At 66.4% G+C, this 21314-nt stretch carries 20 protein-coding genes; 12 read left to right on the plus strand and 8 right to left on the minus strand.

What is annotated here, in order from left to right:
• Positions 1-170: 170 nt before the first annotated feature.
• The 11 genes from rpsB (at position 171) to fabZ (ending at position 11004) form a co-directional block, all read left to right on the plus strand.
• Positions 171-1052, plus strand: coding sequence for a 30S ribosomal protein S2 (gene rpsB, locus QNJ30_01330; GenBank protein ID MDJ0942076.1), 882 nt, complete (start codon positions 171-173; stop codon positions 1050-1052).
• Positions 1053-1147: 95 nt separating this feature from the next.
• Positions 1148-2050 carry a translation elongation factor Ts gene (gene tsf, locus QNJ30_01335; protein ID MDJ0942077.1) on the plus strand — a complete coding sequence of 301 codons (903 nt, stop codon included), beginning with the start codon at positions 1148-1150 and terminating at the stop codon, positions 2048-2050.
• Positions 2051-2085: 35 nt separating this feature from the next.
• A complete protein-coding gene (pyrH, locus tag QNJ30_01340; GenBank protein MDJ0942078.1) occupies positions 2086-2823 on the plus strand; it encodes a UMP kinase in 738 nt (245 codons plus the stop codon).
• Positions 2824-2826: 3 nt separating this feature from the next.
• Positions 2827-3384, plus strand: coding sequence for a ribosome recycling factor (frr, locus tag QNJ30_01345; protein MDJ0942079.1), 558 nt, complete (start codon positions 2827-2829; stop codon positions 3382-3384).
• A gap of 43 nt (positions 3385-3427) precedes the next feature.
• Positions 3428-4120, plus strand: coding sequence for an isoprenyl transferase (locus QNJ30_01350; protein ID MDJ0942080.1), 693 nt, complete (start codon positions 3428-3430; stop codon positions 4118-4120).
• A complete protein-coding gene (locus QNJ30_01355; protein MDJ0942081.1) occupies positions 4101-4922 on the plus strand; it encodes a phosphatidate cytidylyltransferase in 822 nt (273 codons plus the stop codon). The genes QNJ30_01350 and QNJ30_01355 overlap by 20 nt, the downstream gene beginning before the upstream one ends.
• Before the next feature lies 1 nt (position 4923).
• A complete protein-coding gene (locus QNJ30_01360) occupies positions 4924-6123 on the plus strand; it encodes a 1-deoxy-D-xylulose-5-phosphate reductoisomerase (GenBank protein ID MDJ0942082.1) in 1200 nt (399 codons plus the stop codon).
• A 134-nt stretch (positions 6124-6257) separates the two neighbouring features.
• Positions 6258-7352, plus strand: coding sequence for an RIP metalloprotease RseP (gene rseP / locus QNJ30_01365; protein ID MDJ0942083.1), 1095 nt, complete (start codon positions 6258-6260; stop codon positions 7350-7352).
• Between the two features lie 71 nt (positions 7353-7423).
• Positions 7424-9715: an outer membrane protein assembly factor BamA gene (bamA, locus tag QNJ30_01370; GenBank protein ID MDJ0942084.1), complete on the plus strand. Its 2292-nt coding sequence runs from the start codon at positions 7424-7426 to the stop codon at positions 9713-9715.
• Positions 9672-10292, plus strand: coding sequence for an OmpH family outer membrane protein (locus tag QNJ30_01375; protein ID MDJ0942085.1), 621 nt, complete (start codon positions 9672-9674; stop codon positions 10290-10292). The genes bamA and QNJ30_01375 overlap by 44 nt, the downstream gene beginning before the upstream one ends.
• Before the next feature lie 232 nt (positions 10293-10524).
• Positions 10525-11004 carry a 3-hydroxyacyl-ACP dehydratase FabZ gene (fabZ, locus tag QNJ30_01380; GenBank protein ID MDJ0942086.1) on the plus strand — a complete coding sequence of 160 codons (480 nt, stop codon included), beginning with the start codon at positions 10525-10527 and terminating at the stop codon, positions 11002-11004.
• Between the two features lie 27 nt (positions 11005-11031).
• Here fabZ and gltA read toward each other — a convergent pair whose 3' ends face one another.
• The gene (gene gltA, locus QNJ30_01385) at positions 11032-12360 is read right to left on the minus strand and encodes a citrate synthase (protein ID MDJ0942087.1); all 1329 of its coding nucleotides are present in this window, start codon (positions 12358-12360) and stop codon (positions 11032-11034) included.
• A 94-nt stretch (positions 12361-12454) separates the two neighbouring features.
• Entirely contained in the window at positions 12455-13849 is a 1395-nt protein-coding gene (gltX, locus tag QNJ30_01390) for a glutamate--tRNA ligase (protein ID MDJ0942088.1), read from the minus strand.
• A 117-nt stretch (positions 13850-13966) separates the two neighbouring features.
• Here gltX and QNJ30_01395 point away from each other — a divergent pair, with 117 nt between their 5' ends.
• Positions 13967-16138 (plus strand): ComEC/Rec2 family competence protein, encoded by a 2172-nt coding sequence (locus QNJ30_01395; protein MDJ0942089.1) that lies wholly within the window; start codon positions 13967-13969, stop codon positions 16136-16138.
• Between the two features lie 89 nt (positions 16139-16227).
• On the opposite strand, the gene lexA is transcribed toward QNJ30_01395, so the two are convergent.
• The 6 genes from lexA to QNJ30_01425 all read right to left on the minus strand — a co-directional run bounded on the left by lexA (position 16228) and on the right by QNJ30_01425 (position 21252).
• Positions 16228-16911 (minus strand): transcriptional repressor LexA, encoded by a 684-nt coding sequence (lexA, locus tag QNJ30_01400; GenBank protein MDJ0942090.1) that lies wholly within the window; start codon positions 16909-16911, stop codon positions 16228-16230.
• A gap of 183 nt (positions 16912-17094) precedes the next feature.
• Positions 17095-18306 (minus strand): molybdopterin molybdotransferase MoeA, encoded by a 1212-nt coding sequence (locus QNJ30_01405; protein ID MDJ0942091.1) that lies wholly within the window; start codon positions 18304-18306, stop codon positions 17095-17097.
• Positions 18306-18782, minus strand: coding sequence for a cyclic pyranopterin monophosphate synthase MoaC (gene moaC, locus QNJ30_01410; protein MDJ0942092.1), 477 nt, complete (start codon positions 18780-18782; stop codon positions 18306-18308). The genes QNJ30_01405 and moaC overlap by 1 nt, the downstream gene beginning before the upstream one ends.
• Positions 18779-19612 carry an indole-3-glycerol phosphate synthase TrpC gene (gene trpC, locus QNJ30_01415; GenBank protein MDJ0942093.1) on the minus strand — a complete coding sequence of 278 codons (834 nt, stop codon included), beginning with the start codon at positions 19610-19612 and terminating at the stop codon, positions 18779-18781. The genes moaC and trpC overlap by 4 nt, the downstream gene beginning before the upstream one ends.
• The gene (gene trpD, locus QNJ30_01420) at positions 19609-20646 is read right to left on the minus strand and encodes an anthranilate phosphoribosyltransferase (GenBank protein MDJ0942094.1); all 1038 of its coding nucleotides are present in this window, start codon (positions 20644-20646) and stop codon (positions 19609-19611) included. Before trpD ends, trpC begins: the two co-directional genes overlap by 4 nt.
• 27 nt (positions 20647-20673) lie before the next feature.
• Positions 20674-21252 (minus strand): aminodeoxychorismate/anthranilate synthase component II, encoded by a 579-nt coding sequence (locus QNJ30_01425; protein ID MDJ0942095.1) that lies wholly within the window; start codon positions 21250-21252, stop codon positions 20674-20676.
• Positions 21253-21314 lie beyond the last annotated feature (62 nt).

The raw sequence follows: 21314 nt of genomic DNA on the forward strand, positions 1-21314 counted from the left end.
AAAAACCCGCGGCTCCCCTGCGAAATCCGCTTGCATGTCGGGCGCACAGCCACTATCAAACGGCGCAATCCCACACGCGGATCCTGCGGTGTCCCGGCCCTAGCCGGGGGTCGCTTCCGGTGCCCTGAGAGGGGCCTTGATCCGCGGAGGCTCAACCGGAGAAGAGAGACATGGCGCTACCAAGCTTCACGATGCGCCAGCTGCTTGAAGCTGGCGTCCACTTCGGACACACCACCCGCCGCTGGAATCCCCGCATGTCGCCCTACCTGTTCGGCGAGCGCAACGGGGTCCACATCATCGACTTGGAACAGACGGTGCCCCTGCTGCATCAGGCGCTGAGCTTCGCGCGCGAGGTGGTGTCAAACGGCGGCCGGGTGCTCTTCGTCGGGACCAAGCGACAGGCCAGCGAGCGGATCGCAGAGGCGGCCCAGCGCTGCGGGCAGTACTACGTGAACCACCGCTGGCTCGGCGGCATGCTGACCAACTGGAAGACGATCTCGCATTCGATCAAGCGCCTGCGCGAGATCGAGGGCCGGCTGGCCGAGGAGAACGTCGGCCTGACCAAGAAGGAGCTTCTGAACCTGACCAGGGAACGCGACAAGCTGGAGCGCGCCCTCGGCGGCATCAAGGAGATGGGCGGATTGCCCGACGTGCTGATGGTGATCGACACCAACAAGGAGCACATCGCGGTGGCCGAGGCGCGGAAGCTGGGGATCCCCGTGATCGCGATCGTCGATTCCAATTCCGACCCGGACGGCCTGATGTTCCCGGTCCCGGGCAACGACGACGCCATCCGGGCGATCTCGATGTATTGCGATCTCTTTGCCGACGCGGTGCTGGACGGCCTGCAGCAGGAGCTGCTGTCGACCGGCAAGGACGTCGGTGAGGCCGAGGAAGTGGTCGAGCCCGCGCTGGCCAACGGCGACGCAAAGGTTGCCGAGCCGCCCAAGGCAGAGGCGGCGCCGGCTCCGGAGGCGACCGCCGAGCCCGCTGCGGAGCCTGCGGCCGAGGCCGCCGCCGAAGACACAGCCAAGGTGGCGGAGCAGGCCTGAGGCGCGGCCGCGCTGCCGGACATCGCTTGCCGGGACAGGGGGCGCTCCCTTTGGACCCGGAAGCCACATCGGACTTTAGAGACAGAGGTTGGATCATGGCCCAGATTTCGGCCGCGCTGGTCAAGGAACTGAGAGACAAGACCGGCGCCGGGATGATGGACTGCAAGAAGGCGCTGAGCGAGACCGATGGAGACGTCGAGGAGGCCGTCGACTGGCTGCGCAAGAAGGGCGTGGCCTCGGCGGCCAAGAAGGCCGGCCGCGTCGCCGCCGAGGGCCTGGTCGGCACCTTCGTCGAGGGCAATCGCGGGGCCCTGGTCGAGATCAACTGCGAGACCGATTTCGTCGCCCGCAACGAAGAGTTCCAGGGCTTCGTGGCGAGCTGCGCCAAGCTGGCCCTTGATGCCGGCGGCGATCGCGAGGCCCTGGCCGGAATGGCCTATCCGGACGGCAGCGGCTCCGTTCAGGACAAGCTGACCAACATGATCGCGACCATCGGCGAGAACATGAACCTGCGGCGGACCGCGGTGATCTCGGTCGAGCAGGGCGCGGTGGCGGCCTACGTCCACAACCACGTGGCGCCGGGCCTCGGCAAGATCGGCGTGCTGGTCGGACTGGAGTCGGCCGCCGATGCGGATCGGCTGCAGGCGGTCGGCCGGAACCTGGCGATGCACATCGCCTTCGCGGCCCCCCAGGCGGTCGACGTCTCCAGCGTTTCGCCCGCAACCCTGGAGCGGGAGCGCAACGTCCTGATCGAGCAGGCCCGGGCCTCGGGTCGTCCGGAAGAGATCATCGAAAAGATGGTCGAGGGGCGTCTGCGCAAGTTCTATGAAGAGATCGTGCTCATGGAACAACCCTATAGCGGCCCGCCCTCCAAGGACATCGAAGCCGAGGCGAAGCTCTCCAAGGCGCTCGACAAGCTGGGCAAAGAACTGGGCAGCGAGGTGAAGGTCGCCGGTTTCGGCCGCTTCCAGCTGGGCGAGGGGATCGAGAAGGCCTGAGGTCCCAGGCCTGGCCCCGGGCTCCGGATGAAACCATGACGACAGAAACGGTCCCGAAGACCGCCTACCGAAGGGTCCTCCTGAAGATTTCCGGCGAGGCTCTGCTGGGGTCGCAGGACTACGGCATAGATCCGGGAACGGTGCAGCGCATCGCCGAGGAGGTTAAGTCCGTTCACGGCCTGGGCATTCAGGTCGCCCTGGTGGTGGGCGCCGGAAACATCTTCCGAGGAATCTCGGGCACGGCGACCGGGATCGACCGGGCGACGGCCGACTACATGGGCATGCTGGCGACCGTCATAAACTGCCTTGCCCTGCAGAACGCCCTCGAGCGCCTCGAGGTCCACACCCGGGTCCAGTCCGCGATCCCGATGTCGGCCGTGGCCGAGCCCTACATCCGCCGCCGCGCGGTCCGCCATATGGAGAAGGGGCGGGTCGTGGTCTTCGCGGCGGGCACCGGCAATCCCTTCTTCACGACCGACACTGCGGCCGCCCTGAGGGCCTCGGAGATGGACTGCGACGCCCTGCTCAAGGGCACCAAGGTTGACGGCGTCTACGACGCCGACCCTGCCAAGGTCCCGAGCGCCAAGCGCTATGAGCGTTTGAGCTATCTGAAAGTGCTCACCGACGACCTTGGCGTGATGGATCACGCCGCCATATCCTTGGCACGTGAAAACCATATTCCGATTCTGGTATTCTCCATCACCCAACCCGGGGCCTTCGCGCGCGTGATCAAAGGCGAGGGCTCCTACACAATCGTGACAGGTGAGGACTAAGTCGTGGCAGAGCCAGATCTATCCGACATTCAACGGCGCATGGACGGCGCCATCGATGCGCTTCGGCGCGAGTTCGCCGGTCTTCGCACCGGACGGGCTTCCGCCAGCCTGCTCGAGCCGCTCACGGTCAGCGCCTACGGCAGCGACATGCCCATGACCCAGGTCGGGACCATTTCGGTGCCGGAGCCGCGCATGATCACCGTTCAGGTCTGGGATCGCTCCCTGGTCACTGCGGTCGAGAAGGCGATCCGGGAATCCGACCTCGGGCTCAATCCCTCGGCCGACGGCCAGCTGATTCGGGTGCCGATCCCGGCGCTCAGCGAGGAGCGTCGCGTCGAGCTGGCCAAGGTCGCGCACCGCTATGCCGAGCAGGCTCGGGTCGCGGTCCGCAACGTGCGGCGCGACGGGATGGAGATGCTGAAGCGCATGGAGAAGGACCACGAGATTTCCAAGGACGAGCATCACAGCTGGGGCGAGACGATCCAGGATATGACCGACGAGCACGTCAAGAAGGTCGACGAGACCCTGACCCAGAAAGAAGCCGAGATCATGCAGGTCTGACGGCGTGGAAGCCCTGTCGGAAAACCGGAGCGGCCGGGGGCCGATGCACGTTGCCATCATCATGGACGGCAACGGACGCTGGGCGAACGCCCGCGGCCTGCCTCGGAGCGCGGGGCATCAACGCGGCGCCGAGGCGGCCCGGCGTGCGGTCAAGGGAGCCCTCTCGATGGGCGTGTCCTACCTGACCCTCTATGGCTTCTCGGCCGAGAACTGGAAGCGTCCGGCCGCCGAAGTCGACGACCTCATGGGCCTCTTGCGCTGGTACCTGCATAGCCAGATCGCCGAGATGGTGAAGGAGGGGATACGCCTCCGCGTCATAGGCGATCGGGCGCGCTTGTCCCAGGACCTGAAGGACCTGATCGCCGAGGCCGAATCCGTGACCGCAGACAACCGGCGTCTCAACCTGACCATGGCGATCAGCTACGGCGGCCGTCAGGAGATCGTCGCAGCGACCCGCCGCTTGGTGCGTCAGGTTCTGGACGGCGACCTGGCGCCCGGCGACATCGATGAGCGGGATTTCGAGGCCCAGCTCGACACAGCGGAACTGCCGGATCCGGATCTGATCCTGCGGACCAGCGGTGAGCAGCGGATCAGCAACTTCCTGATCTGGCAATCCGCCTACAGCGAGTTGGTCTTCGTCGACAAGCTTTGGCCCGATTTTGGGGAGGCCGATCTGGCCGCAGCCATCCAAGAGTATCAATCACGCGACCGGCGCTATGGTGCCGCTTACGGATAGCGACAAAGCCGGCAGCAATTTCGCCAAGCGTCTGGTGGCCGGGCTTGTGCTGGGCCCGCCGGTGCTGGCCGCACTCTATTTCGGGTCGCCCTACAGCGATCTCCTGATCGTCACCGCCTCGGGCATCATGGCCTGGGAGTGGGCGCGCCTCTGTGGTGCGGATGCCGCTTCGCCGACGATGCTGGTCATGGTCGGCACCGTAGTCGCTGCCAGCGGCGCGATCGCGCTCGGACTGCCGGGCGCAGCCGGCTGGATCGTCCTGGTCGGGATCATGGGGGGAGTTCTGGCCGCGCGGCAGGGACAGCTGGAACCCTTCTGGATCGCGGCCGGCGTCACAGTCGTCGGCCTCTCGGCCATGGCCCTGATCTGGCTGCGAGGTCACCCGGAGTCCGGACGGGCTCTGGTTCTCTGGCTGGTCGCCGTGGTCTGGGCGACCGACACCGGTGCCTACTTCGCCGGCCGTGGCCTGGGCGGGCCGAAGCTGGCACCGAGGATCAGCCCGAAGAAGACCTGGAGCGGCTTGGCCGGCGGCATGGCCGCGGCCGGGCTGGTGGGCTGGGTGGCGAGCCAGGTGGCGCTGGACTATGGTGCCTTCGGTCTCATTGTCTCCAGCATGCTGCTTGCTCTTGTCAGCCAGGGGGGAGATCTTTTCGAATCCAGGCTGAAGCGCCGATTCGGCGCCAAGGATTCAGGCCACCTGATTCCCGGACACGGTGGATTGTTGGATCGCACGGACGGACTCATAGCGGCAAGCTTGTGCCTTGCCGCCGCGATCTGGTTCGCGGGGGAAGCGAGGTTCTGACATGGCAACGGCAATTACGAGAGCGAAAACGCGACCAGAAGTGGCGCCCCGCCGGGTGACGATCCTCGGATCTACTGGCTCGGTCGGCTGCAGTACCATCGACCTTCTCCGCCGGGCCCCCGCGGCCTACGACGTGGAGGCGCTGACCGCGCACCGCAACGTCGAACAGCTCGTCGCCCAGGCATGGGAGCTGCGGCCGCGGCTCGCGGTCATCGCCGATCCCAAGCATTACCCGGCGCTGAAGCAGGGCTTGGAAGGCAGTGGCGTGGCCGCGGCGGCCGGCCTGGAGGCGCTGGTCGAGGCCGCCCAAAGGCCCGTGGATTGGGTGATGGCAGCCATCGTCGGGGCGGCCGGCCTTGCCCCGACCCTGAGCGCGGTCAGGTCCGGCTGCGTGGTGGCGCTGGCGAACAAGGAAACCCTGGTCTGCGCCGGTAGTCTCATGATTGCCGAGGTGATCTCCCACGGGGCGACCTTGCTGCCGGTGGATTCCGAGCACAACGCCATCTTCCAGGTCCTGGACCAGGAGCGTCCGGAAGGTGTCGAACACCTCATTCTGACCGCTTCGGGCGGGCCCTTCCGGACTTACAGCCGGGAGGAAATGGCCGAAGTCACCCCCGAGCAGGCCGTTGCCCATCCGAACTGGGATATGGGCGCCAAGATCTCGGTCGATTCGGCCACCATGATGAACAAGGGGCTGGAGATCATCGAAGCCAGCCATCTCTTCGCCATGACCGAAGATCGGATCGAGGTCCTGGTTCACCCGCAATCGGTGGTCCACAGCGCCGTCGCCTACATCGACGGGTCGGTGCTGGCGCAGATGGGCAGTCCCGACATGCGGACCCCGATCGCGCATACTCTGGCTTGGCCGGCCCGAATTCCGGCGCCGGTGGAGCGCCTGGACCTGGCGGCCATCGGCCAGCTCACCTTCGATAAGCCGGATCCGGAGCGCTTCCCCGCCCTGCGCTTGGCGCGGGAAAGCCTGCGGGACCGGCCCAGCACGCCGATCGTCCTGAACGCTGCGAACGAGGTGGCTGTCGACAGTTTTCTGGCCGACCGGCTCGGATTCCTGCAAATCGCTGAAGTGGTAGAACGCACCATGAACAAACTGCCGGGGCGCAATCCCTCGAGCCTGGACGAGGTAATCGATATCGACAGCCAGGCACGCCGGACTGTTAACGAGGTTATCAAGGCTCTGGGCTAGGCTGCCCGGCGTGCGGCCAAAATTGTGACAGAGTCAAGTTAACTTTAGTTTTTTCTTTCAGCGGCTTGCCGGAATACGCCGGGGCGACGTAGAGTCTGGGCGGTTTCGGCACGGCGGACAAAGGCAGAGCGCATATGGAGATTCTGGACCTGATCCTGACCTATGTGATCCCGTTCCTGATCGTGCTGACGATTCTCGTTTTCGTTCACGAACTTGGCCATTACCTCATCGCGCGCCGCTGCGGCGTCCGGGTCGAAGTCTTCTCGATCGGATTCGGGCCCGAGATCTTCGGCCGGACCGACAAGGCGGGCACGCGGTGGAAGTTCTCGGCGATCCCCCTCGGCGGCTACGTGAAAATGTTCGGCGATGCCGACTTTTCCAGCATGCCTTCGGCCGAACTCGCGCGAATGACCCCGGAAGAGCAAAACCAGGCCTTCCATCGTAAGACGCTCGGCCAGCGGTCCTGGATCGTGGCCGGCGGTCCCTTGGCCAACTTCTTGTTCGCGTTCCTGGCCTTGGCCGTGCTCTACGGCTTCTACGGAGAACGGGTTCCGATCGTCGGCGACCCGACTGCCGTCGAGTGGGTCCGGCCCGGGTCGCCGGCCGAAGAGGCCGGGCTGATGACCGGTGACAGAATCCTCAAGATCGAAGATAAGCGGATCGAGAGCTTCGAAGACATCGTTGCCGTTGTCCAAGGGGCGGTAGGTCAGCCGCTCGACTTCCTGATTGAACGCGGGTCGGAGCAACTCGCCTTGGTCGTGACCCCGGAGATGGCGAGCGATCGGGACGTCGGGCAGATCGGAATCAGCAACGCGCGGTTCGAATACGAACCGGTCAGCGCCTTTGACTCGGTCTGGATGGCCGGAGCAGAGACCGTGCGGGTGACGGGTTTCATCCTCCAGGTCGTCGGCGAGTTCATCAGCGGCGCGCGACGCTCCGACGAGCTCGCCGGACCGCTCGGGATCGCCCAGGTCTCGGGCCAGGTCGCCGAACGCGGACTCGACCAGATCATCCTCTGGACCGCCTATCTTTCGATCAATCTCGGGCTGTTGAACCTCTTTCCGATCCCAATGCTCGATGGCGGCCATCTTCTGTTCTACGCGATCGAACGGGTGCGCGGCCGGCCTCTTGGTCAAAGGGCCCAGGAGTACGGCTTCCGGATCGGTCTCGCTCTTGTCTTGGCTCTTATGCTCTTTGCCACATGGAATGACATCCTTCGCCTTACGTGACCAACGATCTGTTGCTTGGCCGGTGAAGTCTGAATAACAAACCGGAAGACTCTACGGAGGGAGAGGACGTCTTGGCTCGCAACGCCGCCTTTGGGCTGGCACTTCTTCTGATTGCGGCAAGCCTGCTGACCAGCTCGGAATCCGTGGTCGCCCAGAGCATCTTCGCGGGCGGCACGATCGAGGAAATCCGGATCGAGGGCTCGCAACGGATCGAGCCGGCGAGCGTTCGCTCCTACATGGGCGTGAACCCGGGGGACACCTTCGATGCGGTGAAGCTGGACCGCGGTCTCAAGGCGCTCTTCGACACGGGACTGTTTGCAGACGTGACCTTCCGGCGTGAAGGCAACACCCTGGTCGTTTCGATCGTCGAGAACCCGATCATCAATCGGCTGGCCTTCGAGGGCAACAGGCGGATCGACGACGAGACCTTGCAGGCCGAGACCGAGCTCCGGCCCCGGATCGTCTACACGCGCACCAAGGTCCAAAACGACGTCAAGCGGATCCTCGATATCTACCGCCGCAGCGGCCGCTTCGCCGCCGTGGTCGAACCCAAGGTGATCCAGCTCGAGCAGAACCGCGTCGACCTGGTCTTCGAGATCGACGAGGGTCCGACCACTGGCATCAAGTCGATCAACTTCATCGGCAACCGGGAGTTCTCCGACGGCACTCTGCGGGGCGAGATCGTGACTCAGGAAACCGCTTTCTGGCGGATCTTCTCGGCGACCGATACCTACGACCCCGACCGACTGTCCTTCGACCGCGAACTCCTGCGCCGGTTTTATCTGAGAGAGGGCTTCGCCGATTTCCGCGTGGTCTCTGCCATCGCCGAGCTCACCCCCGACCGAGAGGGCTTCATCCTGACCTTCACGGTCGAAGAGGGCGAGCAGTACACTTTCGGCAAGATCGATGTGATTACTTCACTCCGCAACCTCGACCCGAACGCTCTGCGCTCGCGCGTGGTGACGGAAGAGGGGGACACCTACAACGCCGACGAAATCGAAGAGAGCATCACAAGCCTGACGGAGGCGGTCGGTGACCTCGGCTACGCCTTCGTCGACATCCGACCGCGGGTCGACAAGGATGTCGAGAACCGCATCATCAATCTGACCTATGACATCCAAGAGGGACCGAAGGTCTTCGTCGAGCGGATCGAGATCGAAGGCAACGAGCGCACCTTGGACAAGGTCATACGCCGCGAGTTTCGCCTGGTGGAAGGCGATGCCTTCAATGCCACCAAGCTGCGCCGGTCGCGGCAGCGGGTTCAGGACCTCGGTTTCTTTCGAAGCGTCACCGTCGACACCGAAGAGGGGTCACAGGACGATCGTTCAGTGGTCCGGGTGGCTGTCGAGGAGCAACCGACAGGTGACCTGACCTTTGGCGCCGGCTTCTCGACCACGGTCGGGCCCGTGGGCAATATCGCGATCCGTGAACGCAACCTCCTGGGCCGCGGACAGGATTTGCGGCTCAGCTTCACGCTCTCCGGCGACCGCTCGGAACTCGACCTCAGCTTCACCGAGCCTTATTTCCTCGATAAGGACCTCAGCGCCGGCTTCGACGCTTTCCGGGTGCAACAGGACCAGGACGAAAGCTCCTTCAACGAGACGGTGACCGGTGGCGGTGTCCGGATTGGCTACGACCTCTTTGAGGACGTTCGGCAGGTCTGGCGCTACACCGGCAAGTATCAACAGGTACAGGACGTCGACAACGATGCCTCTGAATTGGTGAAGGATCAGGAAGGCAACCGGATCGTTTCATCGATGTCTCAGGAACTGATCTGGAACCGGCTGGATTCTCGGCTCAATCCCAGCGACGGCTATGCGATCAGCCTGACGACCGAGGTCGCAGGCCTTGGCGGTGATGCCTTTTTCAGCAAGAACAGCATCAAGGGCGCCTACTATTACCCGGTCTTCGATGATGTCATACTGAGCGTGACCGCGATCGGCGGCTACATGATCGGCCTTGGAAAGGACACCCAGGTCAGCGACCGCTTCTTCATCGGCGGAAGCACCTTCCGCGGCTTCGAGTTCGCCGGCATCGGGCCGCGCGATGCCGACACCGATGACGCGTTAGGCGGGAACTACTATTATGTCGGAACGGCAGAGGCGACCTTTCCACTGGGCCTGCCGGAGGAGTTTCAGATCAAGGGCCGGCTGTTTGCCGAAGTCGGCGCGTTGTGGGATCTGGACAACAATGATGTTGACGTCAATGTCGACGATTCCTCGAGTCCGCGCTTGACCTTGGGCGCGGGCATCTCATGGAACTCGCCGCTGGGGCCTTTCGTCGTTGATTTCGGGATCCCGCTGATTAAGGAAGACTTCGATGAAGAGGAGATTTTCCGTTTCAGCGTTGGTACGAGGTTCTAGCCCCATGACTACCCCTAGTCGGATTTCTCGGGCGATTTGTGCTCTGGTCCTTGCCATCTGGGCGACGGCTTCGACCGTCCCCTCGGCTCAGGCTCAGGGCCAGGGAGCCCCGATCATCATCGTCATCGACACGCAGAGGATCCTGCGCGAATCCGTCGCGGTGCGCTCGATCCAGAAACAGGTTGGGGAGCAGCGGTCTGCCTACCAGAACGCCTTGAAGGAGAAGGAGAAGGCGCTGCGGGAGAAAGACCAGGAGCTGATGCGCCAGAGCACCATTCTGTCTGCCGAGGTCTTTTCCCAGAAGAAGCGGGATCTGGAGAAGCAGGTCGGGGCTCTGCAGCGTGAGATCCAGGAGAAGCGCCGCGCGCTGGACAAGGTTTTTGCCGAAGGCATGAAGGAAGTCCAGGCCGCTTTGGTCGACATCACCCGCGACATCGCCAAAGCGCGCCAAGCCGATCTGGTTTTGCAGCGGGCGACCGTGGTTTACGTCAGGCCCGAAATGGAGATCACCGAAGAGGCTCTACAGAAGCTGAATGCCAGCCTTTCGAGCGTCAGCCTGCCGGCTTTGCAAAATTAGGAGCCTGTTTGGAAAGGCCTGACCGGTCCGGCGCGGCCGCACTTTCTCCTCCGAAGGGGTGGTCCAAGTCGGCGAATTCTCGTAAATCTGGGAGACAGGCGCTGGCGCCCGAAGCCGGGTCTCGCATCGTACCGAGAGCCGCAACCAAGCCGGCTTTCGCCCGTGCGGCTGACGTCGGCCAAGCGATCCTTGGCCCCGGTCATCGAAGTCGTGAAGTTGAAGGACCGTGAAGATGGACGACGCAAGGACCGGCCAGGCGCAGAGCAGGGCCAAGGATATCGGCGAGATCATGGAGATGATCCCGCACCGCTATCCCTTCCTGATGATCGATCGTATCCAGGAGATCGTGCCGAACGAATATGCCATCGGGATCAAGAACGTCTCGATGAACGAGTGGTATTTCGAAGGGCATTTTCCTCGGCATCCCGTGATGCCAGGGGTTCTGATCATCGAAGCCATGGCCCAGACTGCGGCGGTCATGGTCGTCGAGTCCCTGGGGCCCGACACCGCCGGCAAGCTCGTCTACTTCATGTCGATCGAGGAGGCGCGATTCCGCAAGCCCGTGGCGCCGGGAGACATCCTTGAAATCAAGGTGAGCCGGCTGCGTGGCCGCCCGACCGTCTGGAAATGCAAAGGCGAAGCCACGGTTGGTGGCAGCCTGGTCGCCGAGGCCCAGTTCACCGCCATGATCCTGGACCGGGAGCCGGAGTAGTCCGCCGAGATCTACTCGGCCCGAACCTCAGGCGCGCCGGTCGAGCGGCACGAAATCGCGCTGAGCGTGCCCGGTGTAGAGCTGGCGAGGCCGGCTGATCTTCTGGCTCGGATCCTCGATCATCTCCTTCCACTGGGCGACCCAGCCGACCGTGCGGGCGACGGCGAAGAGCACCGTGAACATCGAGGTCGGGAAACCCATCGCCTTAAGGATGATGCCGGAATAGAAGTCGACGTTGGGGAAGAGCTTCTTCTCGACGAAGTACTCGTCTTCCAGCGCGATGCGCTCCAGCTCCATCGCCAGGGCTAGCAGCGGCTCGTCCTTGATGCCCAGCTCGTCCAGCACCTCGTGGCAGGACTTGCGCATCACCGAGGCCCGCGGATCGTAGTTCTTGTAGACCCGGTGCCCGAAGCCCATCAGCCGGAAGGGATCGTTCTTGTCCTTGGCGCGCTCGACGAACTCCGGGATGCGGTCCTTGGTGCCGATCTCCTGCAGCATGGCGAGCACGGCCTCGTTGGCCCCGCCGTGCGCCGGGCCCCAGAGCGAGGCGATCCCGGCCGCGATGCAGGCAAAGGGGTTGGCGCCGCTGGAGCCGGAGATGCGAACGGTCGAGGTCGAGGCGTTCTGCTCGTGATCGGCATGCAGGATCAGGATTCGGTCCATCGCTCGGGCCAGAACCGGGCTGACCTTATACTCCTCCGCCGGCACGCTGAACGTCATGTGCAGGAAGTTCGCGGCGTAGTCCAAGTCGTTGCGCGGATAGACGAAGGGCTGGCCGATGGAGAACTTGTAGGCCATGGCGGCGATGGTCGGCATCTTGGCGATCAGCCGGTGTGAGGCCACCATGCGCTGGTGCGGATCGCTGATATCGGTGGAGTCGTGATAGAAGGCGGAGAGGGCGCCGACCACACCGACCATGATCGCCATGGGGTGAGCGTCGCGCCGGAAGCCGCGATAGAAATAGGTCAGCTGCTCGTGCAGCATGGTGTGGTAAGTGATCGTCTGCTCGAAGCTCTGCTTTTCGACCAGGGTCGGCAGCTCGCCGTGCAGCAGAAGATAGCAGACCTCCATGAAGTCGCTGTTCTCCGCCAGATCCTCGATCTTGTAGCCGCGGTGCAGCAAAACGCCTTCGTCGCCGTCGATGAAGGTGATTTTCGACTCGCAGCTGCCGGTCGAGGTAAAGCCCGGATCGAAAGTGAAATAGCCCGCGGTGCCGTAGAGTTGTCGAACGTCAACGACTGCTGGGCCAAGCACCGCCTCGTGGACCGGAAGCTCCCAGGACTGTCCGGTGGAATTGTCGGTTACCGTCACCGTACGCGGCGACGGCGCGGTCGCGGCCGAGCTCTTCTGGGTCATACCTCGGATCTCCGGGAGTCATGGATTGTCATGAGTTTAGCTGCGCCGCAGCATAAAGAGTCTTAACGCTCTGATCAATTGCGCCGCCTCGGTTTCAGGCCTCTCCTGCGGGCGGCGCGGCGAGCCGCGCCAGGCTTTCCTCGCGGCCCAGCAGGGCCATGACCTCGAAGATGCCGGGCGAGGCGTGGGAGCCGGTCAGGGCGGCACGGAGGGGCTGTGCAACGGCCCCGAGCTTAACGCCCTGGACCTCGGCGAAGGCCCGCACCACGCCCTCCAGGGCCGCCTCGTCCCAAGTTTCGCTGGCCGCGAGGCCGGCCGCGAGCTGCACCAGAAGGTCCCGTGCGGCAGGATCCAGGATCTTCGCCGCCTTCGGTGTCAGCGTGCTGGGTCGAGCTAAAAGAAATCCAGCCGCGTCAGATAGTTCGACAAGGGTTTTCGCTCTCGGCTTGAGGATTGGAATGGCCGCCGTGAGGCGCGCCCTGGCGCCCTCGTCGATGGCGGTCCCCGGGCCGTCGCAGATCAGGCCGGCCAGGCGGTCGTCGTCGGCTTCTTTGAGGTAGTGCGCATTGACGTTGTTCAGCTTCGCCATGTCGAAGCGCGAGGGCGAGCGGCCGATGCCATCGAGATCAAACCAGGCGATCGCCTCTTCGGTCGAGATGAACTCGTCGTCGCCATGCGACCAGCCCAGGCGCAGAAGGTAATTCCGCATCGCCTCCGGCAGGTAGCCCATCTCACGATAGGCCTCGATTCCTAGGGCGCCGTGCCGCTTGGAGAGCTTCGCGCCGTCGTCGCCGTGGATCAGCGGGATGTGGGCGAAGGCCGGCGGCGCCCAGTCCATGGCCCGGTAGAGCACGGTCTGGCGGAAGGCGTTGGTCAGGTGATCGTCGCCCCGGATGACCTGGCTTACCCCCATGTCGTGATCGTCCACCACCACCGAGAGCATGTAGGTCGGCGTGCCGTCGGCGCGCAGCAGGACCATGTCGTCGAGCTGCTGGTTGGCCAGGGCGACCCGGCCCTGGACCCCGTCCTCGATGGCCGTCTCGCCGTCCAGTGGCGCCCTGATCCGGACCACGGGTTCGACGTCGGCCGGTGCGTCGGCTGGATCCCGGTCCCGCCAGCGCCGGTCGTAGAAGGCCGAGCGGCCTTCCGCCCGGGCCTTCTGGCGCATTTCCTCGAGCTCTTCCGGACTGCAGTAGCAGTGGTAGGCCTTGCCGGCCTCGACCAGGGCCCGGGCCACGGCGGCATGGCGCTCGGCACGCTCCGACTGATAGACCTCCTCGCCGTCCCAGTCGAGGCCCAGCCAGCGCAGGCCGTCGAGGATCGCCGCGATCGCCTCCGGCGTCGAGCGCTTGCGGTCGGTGTCCTCGATACGCAGCAGAAAGCGGCCGCCGTGGTGGCGCGCGTAGAGCCAGTTGAACAGGGCCGTGCGGCAACCGCCGATGTGCAGGAAGCCGGTGGGCGAAGGGGCAAACCGTGTGACGACGCTCATGGCTTTGGAATCGTGTTTCGCTCACTCTGTGGCTGGGGGTCATTGCCCCGGCGGGGCTGCTTACCACAGCCGGCCCGCCTTGGCATGCCAAGAAACCGAAGGGGGAAGCTCGCCGGAATGGCGGAGGTGGCAGCGGAACCTGTCCTGGCCCGGCTCCGCGGGCTACGGCCGCTTGGCCGGTTCGTCGGGTTGCTGGCGGCCGAGAGCGGCCGTGCGAGCCTCTGGCTGCCGGTTTGCCTGGGTCTGGGGATCGCGGGCTACTTCGCCTTGCCGCAGGAACCGCCGTCCTGGCTGCTTCTGCCGCTCGGCCTTGGCCTCCTGGCGCTGGTCTGGCTGGTCTGGCAGCGCGCCGCCCCGCGCGGCCTTGCGTCGGCGCTGGGCATGTTCGGCCTCGGCCTCTTCGTCGCGATGCTCCGGACCCTGACCGTCGCCGCGCCGGTGCTGACCGAAGAGCTTGGCCCCGGCTGGGTCTCCGGTCGGGTGGTAGAGGTCGAGATCGTGGAGTCGCGGCCCCGGGTGCTGCTCCGGGACACCCAGATCGCCGGACTGCCGGCAGAGGCGACGCCGGCTCGCCTGCGGCTGCGCCTGCTGCGTCCGCAGCCCGGTCTCCGGCCAGGCGATCTCGTCAGGCTGCGGGCGGTGCTTCGACCGCCACCCGAGCCGGCCGCTCCGGGCGCCTTCGATTTCGCGCGGCGCGCCTATTTCCAGCGCCTCGGGGCCGTGGGCTACGCCGTCACGGCGCCGCGCGTCGAGACCGGCCCAGACGAAGGCGGAGGGCGCCGCCAGTCCCGTCTTGCCTGGGCGGGCCTGAGGCAGGCGCTCGCACAGAGGATCACGGTGGCCCTGGACGGAATCCCCGGCGCGGTCGCGGTCGCCTTGATCACCGGTGACCGAAGCGCGATCCCGGAAGGCGTCCTGGAGGACATGCGGGCCTCGGGCCTGGCGCACCTCCTGGCGATATCCGGACTCCATCTGGGCCTGGTCGCCGGCCTGGTGTTCTTCGCGGCGCGCGCGGGCCTGGCCTTGATCCCGGCTTTGGCCCTTCGGTTTCCGATCAAGAAGTGGGCGGCGGTCCTGGCGGCGGCGGCCGCCCTGATTTACCTCTTCCTGGTCGGCGCCACGATCCCGACCCAGCGTGCCTACGTGATGGTCGGACTGGCGCTGCTGGCCGTCGTGCTCGACCGGCAGCCGATCTCCCTGCGGCTGCTGGCGGCCGCGGCAGCGCTGATCCTGCTGCTGTCGCCGGAAAGCCTGCTGTCGGCCAGCTTCCAGATGTCCTTCGCCGCCGTCACCGCCCTGGTCGCGGGCTACGAGTGGCTGAGCCGGCGCCGGGCCGCCGGGCCGCGCGACCGGCGCCTGCTGACCCGCCTGGGCCTCTATCTGGGCTTCCTCCTGCTGTCCTCGGTCATCGCCAACCTGGCAACGGCCCCCTTCGCGATCTTCCATTTCAACCGCTTGGCAGTCTTTGGCCTCTTCGCCAACCTGGTCGCCATACCCCTGACCGCCTTCTGGATCATGCCGGCCGCGGTGGTCGCCATGCTGCTTCTGCCTTTCGGGCTGGAGGCCGGGGCCCTCGCCGTCATGGGCACCGGCATCGAGCTCCTGCTCGCCGTGGCCGGTGAGATCGCCGGCTGGGAGGGCGCCGTGATCCCGGTCCGGGCGATGCCGCTCTGGGGCCTGGCCGCAGCGGCCTTCGGCGGCCTTTGGCTCTGCCTCTGGGAACGGCGATGGCGGCTCGTCGGGTTGGCCGGGCCCCTGCTGGGCGCGGCCTCGATCGCGCTTACGAGCCCGCCGGACTTCCTGGTCAGCGGCGACGGCAGGCTGCTCGCGCTGCGGGCCGCGGACGGCGCCCTGGTCTTCTCGGCGCTGAAGCGGGAGCGCTACCGGCGCGACATCTGGCTTCGCCGTTCGGGGGCCGAGGCCGCGCGGGCCTGGGACCGGGGCGGCGGGCAGCCGGAACCCGGCCTCCGCTGCGACGCCCTCGGCTGCGTCTTCGAGTTCGCCCCCGGCCGCCACCTTGGCCTGGCTTTGACGGGCGAGGCTCTGGAAGAGGACTGCAGGACCGTCGAGGTCCTGGTCAGCCTGGAGCCGCTACGGGGCCTGGAATGCCCGGAGCCGCGGCTGGTGATTGACCGCTTCGACCTCTGGCGCAACGGCACCCACGCCGTCTGGCTGAACGCGGCTGCGCCGCGGGTCGCGAGCGTCAGGGCGCAACGGGGCGATCGGCCTTGGGTGCGCAAACCCGAGGCGTCGAGCGCCCGGCCCGCCGAGGGCCAGACCCAAAGGTGAGGCGGGATTTCCTCGATCCACTTGAAAAAGTTGAAGCCTGCTTCACGCGTCAAACCGTTGCGGTGTGACGCGATCATGCGTCAGCGCCGTCAGTACTGGCGCAGAAGCCCGATCAGGCGGCCCTGGACCTTGACCCGGTCCGGCGGAAAGATTCGGGTCTCGTAGGCCGGGTTGGCGGGTTCCAGCGCGATCGCCTGGCCGCGGCGGCGCAGGCGCTTCAGGGTGACTTCCTCGCCGTCGATCAGGGCGACGACGATGACCCCGTTGTCGGCGTGCTCGGAGCGCTCGATGATCACGGTATCGCCGTCCAGGATCCCGGCCTCGATCATGGAGTCGCCCTCGACCTCGAGGGCGTAGTACTCGCCGCCGCCGATCAGCGAGGGCGGCACCTCGACGAAGCTGGAATGGTCGCGCAGCGCCTCGATCGGCGTGCCGGCCGCGATCCGGCCGAAGAAGGGGAGTTCAAGTGCGTTGGCCGCCGGCGGATGGCTCTTGCCGTGCTGGCCGCTGAAATCGCCCTTGATCACGTTGGCCGGCAGCGCTGCCGGCGCCTCTATGTCGTCGGGCAGACGCACGACCTCGACCGCGCGGGCCCGGTGCGCTAGGCGTCGGATGAAGCCGCGCTCTTCGAGGCCGGTGATCAGGCGATGAATGCCGCTCTTCGACTTCAGACCCAGCGCATCCTTCATCTCGTCGAAGGAGGGGGAGACGCCGTGTCGGTTCAGGTGTTGGTGAATGAAGCTGAGCAATTCGTGCTGTTTTCGCGTGAGCATGTCGTACGCCTCGCTTGGCCCCCTGGAGAATTATCTTGAACCACTATATCTAGAACAAAACAAAAACTTCTTACATGTTCTAGTTTGGTTCTCTTATTTCGTCAAGGGGTGATATGACAGGAAAACGTCAGCAGCGCCATTGGGGGTATTACCCGCCACCGGGGAGATCCTTCGCCGGGGGCCTCAGATCCCGAGCAGCGGGCCGCCCAGGCGCAGAATCGTGACCCGCTCGCCGGCGGCCGTCGGCGGAGCATGGGGCGCGCGGACGACCAGGCAGTCGGCGCGCGACAGGGTTGCGAGCATGGAGCTGTCCTGGCGCTCGAAAGGCACCGCAGTCAGCTGCCCGCTGGCGTCGGGTTTGAGCCGGGCGCGCAGATAGTCCTGGCGTTCGTCGTTCTCGCCCAGATCGCGGCCCAGGATCGCGGTCTCTTCCGGGAGGTCTTCCGCAACGCCGAGCAGGGCAGAGATCGCCGGGCGCAGAAAGAGAAGGGCGCAGACCAGGCTCGACACAGGGTTGCCCGGCAGGCCCAAAACCGGCGTCGGCCCCATCCGGCCGAACATCAACGGCTTGCCTGGCCGCATGGCGATCTTCCAGAAGTCCAGATCCATGCCCTTGTCGACGAGGGCGCCCTGGACCAGGTCGTGCTTACCGACCGAAGCGCCGCCGGACGTGACCAGGAGGTCGCTGCCGGCGGCCTGGTCCAGGGCGGCGTCGAGCCGCGCCCGCTCGTCGGCGGCAATGCCCAGGTGGATCGCCTGCCCACCGACCGCGGTGACGAAGGCGGAAAGCGAAAAGCCGTTGGAGGCGACGATCTGGCTCTCGCCCAGGGCCTCGCCCGGCAGCACAACTTCGTCGCCGGTGGAAAGAATCGCGACCCGCGGCCGCCGCCGCACCTTGAGCCAGGGCCGGTTCATCGCCGCGGCCAGGCCGATGTCCCGAGAGGTCAGGCGCCGGCCTGCGGCGATCCCCGCCTCGCCGGCCCGGAAATCGAGCCCGGCGGGCCGGACATAGCGGCCGGGCCCGACGGACTTGAAGATCCGGACCTGTCCGGACCCGGCTTCGGTGTTCTCCTGGATCACGATCGCGTCGGCGCCGGGCGGCAGCGGCGCGCCGGTGAAGATTCGGACCGCCTGCCCGGGCCCAAGCGCTTCGTCGCGCCGGGTGCCGGCGGCGATCTCGGCCACGACTTCGAGGTCGATCGGAACCTCCGTCAGGTCGGCCGCACGGACCGCGTAGCCGTCCATGGCCGAAACGTCGTGGGGCGGCTGGGTGAGGGCGGCGGTGACGTCCTCGGCCAGGACCCGTCCCAAGGCCTCGGTCAGGCCCACGGTCTCCGCCGGCAGGGGCGAGAAGGCGCCGAGGATGCGGGCCAGCGCCTCTTCGACCGAGATCATCAGGGCGCCTCGTAGGTTCCGGACTTCCCGCCGGACTTGTGCACCAGGCGGATGTCGCCGATGCGCATGGCGCGGTCCCGGGCCTTGCACATGTCGTAGACCGTCAACGCCGCCACGGCGACCGCGGTCAGGGCCTCCATCTCGACCCCGGTCCGGCCCTTGAGGGCGCAGCTGGCGGTGATCTCGACCGCCGTCTCGGCCTCGTCGAGTTCCAGGTCGACCTTGACCGAGGTCAGCGCGAGAGGATGGCAGAGCGGGATCAGGTCCGGGGTCCGCTTGGCCCCCATGATGCCTGCAAGCCGGGCGACCGAGAGCACGTCGCCCTTCTTGACCGCGCCCTCGCGGATCAGCGCCAGGGTCTCTGGAGCCATGAAGATGCGGCCCTTGGCCACCGCCCGGCGCTCGGTCTCGGCCTTGTCGGCGACGTCGACCATGACCGCCCGGCCTTGTTCGTCCAGATGGGTGAAGCCGCTCATTCCGCCGTCTCCGCGCGGGTCGGCCGCAGGGCCGCGACGGCCGCGGCCGCGTCGTCCTGGCGCATCAGAGACTCGCCGATCAGGAAGGCCCGGGCGCCGGTGGCGCGCATGCGGGCCAGGTCCTCGGGCGAGTAGAGTCCGCTCTCCGAGACCAGGAAGCGATCTTCTGGCAGCCCCGCCGCCAGGGCCTCGGTGACTGCAAGATCAACCTCCAAGGTCTTGAGATTGCGGTTATTGATGCCGATCAGCGGCGAGCGCAGGGCGAGCGCCCGCGACAGCTCCTCGGCGTCGTGGACCTCCAGCAGCACGTCCATGCCCAGGGCGACGGCCGCAGCCTCCAGTTCCGCCGCCTGACCGTCCTCCAGGGCCGCCAGGATCAGCAGGATGCAGTCGGCGCCCAGGGCCCTGGCCTCGGTCACCTGGTAGGGATCCAGCATGAAGTCCTTGCGCAGCACGGGCAGGGCCGTGGCCGCGCGGGCCGCGATCAGGTGCTGCGATTCGCCCTGGAAGTAAGGCGCGTCGGTCAGCACCGAGAGGCAGGCCGCGCCGCCGGCCTCGTAGGCCCGGGCCAAGGACGGCGGGTCGAAGTCTTCCCGAATCAGGCCTTTGGAAGGCGAGGCTTTCTTGACCTCGCAGATCAGGGCATAGCCCTCGGCCGCCGCGACCCGGCGCAGGCGATCGAGGAACCCGCGTGGCGCGGAAGCCTGTCGTGCCCGGGCCTCCAGCTCCGGCAGCGGCAGGGCGGCCTTGCAGGCGGCGACGTGGTCGAGCTTGTCGGCGCAGATCCGCGCCAGGACGTCGCTCTCGATCCGCTTGGCCGGGCGGCTCATTGCGGGGCGCCTTCGTTGGTGATCGCCACCAGGCGGTCCAGCACGGCCTTGGCCCTGCCGCTGGCGATCGCCTCGGCCGCCATCACGACGCCCTGCTTGAGGTCCGAGACCTTGTCCGCCACCAGCAGCGCGGCGGCGGCCGTATAGAGCACGATGTCGCGGTAGGGGCCGCTCTCGCCGCCGAGCAGGGCGCGCAGGGCCGCCGCGTTGGTCTCCCGGTCGCCGCCCAGCAGGTCCCCCAGGCGCGCCTCGGGCAGGCCGGCCTCCTGCGGCGAGACCTCGAAGACGCGGATTTCGCCGTCCCTGAGCTCGGCCACCGTCGAGGGCCCGGTCGTGCTGAGCTCGTCCAGGCCGTCGGCGCCGTGCACCACCCAGGCGCGCTCGTGTCCAAGGCTCTTCAAGACCTGGGCCAGGGGCTCGACCCATTCCTTGGCGAAGACGCCGATCAGCTGCCGCTTGACCCCGGCCGGGTTTGACAGCGGGCCGAGCAGGTTGAAGATCGTCCGGGTGCCGAGCTCGACCCGCGTCGGGGCGACGTGGCGCATGGCGCTGTGGTGCCGCGGCGCCATCAGGAAGCAGGTCCCGGCCTCCTTGAGGGCCCGCTCGATCAGCTTCAGGTCGGCGTCGATGTTGACCCCCAGCGCGGCCAGGACGTCGGCGGCGCCGGTCTTGGACGACAGCGCCCGGTTGCCGTGCTTGGCCACGGGGACGCCGCAGGCGGCGACGACGAACTGGGCGCCGGTCGAGACGTTCAGGGTTCCCTTGGCATCGCCCCCGGTGCCGCAGGTGTCGATCGCACCCGGCGGCGCCTCGACCGGCAGCATCTTGGCGCGCATGGTCCGCACGGCGCCGGTGATCTCGGCCACGGTCTCGCCGCGGACCCGCAGGGCCATGAGGAAGCCTCCCATCTGCGAGGGCGTGGCATCGCCAGACATCATGATGCCGAAGGCGGCCTGGGCCTGGTCTTCGGAGAGCTGGCCGCCGCTTGCGACGTAGGACAGGAGGGTCCGGAAATCCGTGGTGTCGGCCGCCATGCGAAATGTCCCTGGTTCGGCCCCGGCTCAGGCGTTGTGGCCGGCGATGGCGAGGAAGTTGTGCAGCAGGGCGTGGCCGTGCTCGGAGGCGATGCTCTCCGGGTGGAACTGCACGCCATGGATCGGCAGCTCGCGGTGGCGCAGCCCCATGATGGTGCCGTCCTCGGTGTCGGCGGTAACCTCCAGGCTGTCCGGCAGACTGTCTCGCTCGACGGTCAGGGAATGATAGCGGGTCGCCGACAGCGGCGAGGGCAGGCCCTCGAAGACGCCGCCGGCCTCGTGCCGGATCGGGCTCAGCTTGCCGTGCATCGGCGCCGGCGCCCGCACCACCCGGCCGCCGAAGGCCTGGCCGATGGCCTGGTGCCCGAGGCAAACGCCGAGCAGGGGCAGGCGCCCTGCGGCCTTGCTCACCAGCTCCAGGCAGATCCCGGCCTGGTCGGGATCGCAGGGGCCGGGCGACAGGATGATCCCCTGAGGCGCCATTTCCAGGGCCTCCTCGGCGCTCAGCGCGTCGTTCCGCCTGACGGTCACGCGCGCGCCCAGCTCCCCCAGGAAATGGTAGAGGTTGTAGGTGAAGCTATCGTAATTATCTATAAGCAGAAACATTACAGAGCTTTATTTTGGTTTGCTCATAACTGCGTTGAACTGCCGGCTCTTCTTATATCAGG

It is taken from the genome of Kiloniellales bacterium, from assembly GCA_030066685.1.
Classification (GTDB): Bacteria; Pseudomonadota; Alphaproteobacteria; order Kiloniellales; family JAKSBE01; genus JAKSBE01.